This is a genomic window from Halobellus captivus (genome assembly GCF_007655485.1).
Lineage (GTDB): Archaea > Halobacteriota > Halobacteria > Halobacteriales > Haloferacaceae > Haloquadratum > Haloquadratum captivum.
In genome coordinates this window covers 1-1,081 of the sequence record NZ_VJXQ01000021.1, presented here as the reverse complement: position 1 = coordinate 1,081, position 1,081 = coordinate 1, and the positions used below count along the sequence as shown (strand labels likewise).

The following is a 1,081-nucleotide window of genomic DNA, read 5'->3' as shown; positions in this document are numbered from 1 at the left end:
TCCAAGAATCCAATCATCGCCTCCGTAACCGAGGAAAGCTCCGGCATCAGGGCGATAGTGAATCCGTCAACGAGGTAGAGTGCGAGAGTTCCAACCCAATACCACGTAATGATTAGAAAAGCACCGACCCAGGCCGTCTTCTTCGTTTTTCGGGCTTCGTAGGTACTTCCAATATTGAAGATCCGAACCGTGTGACGGCCCTGAACGCTCATCACGAGGAGCAAGAGGGCAACCAGCATGATTTCGCCGCCGATGAGAGCATCGTGAATCGCTGGCCAGGGTGCATTGGTTGGTTCACCGAAGACAAAAGCTCCGTTCGTCTCTGGAGTAGGTGTCCCGAACATCCCCTCAGTCAGAGTTTCATACCCTGATCTGAGACCGTCCATGAACAGCCCAATGAACCAATCAACGACGCCCTTGATACCCTCAAGGACGACATCAATGAGATCGACCATCGTTATACCTCAGTGATCGTGACCTCACAAGCAGTCATATCGTCGGAACCAGTGTATTGAACGTTGTAGGTGCTTGAGACCTGATTTCCACCGACCCGTGTCTCAACGATAACAGTAAACTGGCCACTATTCCCGTCTGGGGAACATCCCATCCCGTCCTCAGTTTCTGTGCCGAACGGAAACGAACTACTGAACAGGTCGGCCGTCTCGCCGGGGGAAACTACTACCCGGTCGGTTTCGTGCATTCCACTGCCTCTGGGGTTCTCAATTGGATTGGGAACGTCCCCGGAGAAGATTAGTTCAGTTATCGCTTCCGGACCGCTTCCTGTGTTCTCTACCGTGACGAATGCCTCGCCATTCTTGATCCGGTCAGTCTCGCTCTCACCATAGACTTCGTCCCACGGCTTATCTGGATTATTCCGATAGAGTCCAACATCCTGTATCTGGATCTCTGGACGCAGTTCAGTCGTGGTCTCGACTACTGTCTCCTCACCCTTCAACGCGAGTACGCGGTACTCACCGGGCGCATACGCGGTGCCGATCTCGAACGAGACCTGTTGAGCACCTGCGGCTACGTCACGCTTCCCGAATAGCTCGCCGTTCGGTTGGATGAGGTTGACCTGGTC

Annotated in this window: 1 protein-coding gene and 1 pseudogene; both read right to left on the bottom strand. The window is 53.7% G+C overall.

Features of this window, described 5'->3' with window-relative positions:
• Positions 1-455: pseudogene (locus FJT57_RS16335) on the bottom strand (hypothetical protein); the annotation flags it as partial.
• Between the two features lie 2 nt (positions 456-457).
• Positions 458-1,081 (bottom strand): hypothetical protein (locus FJT57_RS16330; RefSeq protein WP_144906899.1); only part of this gene is annotated, 624 nt, incomplete at its 5' end.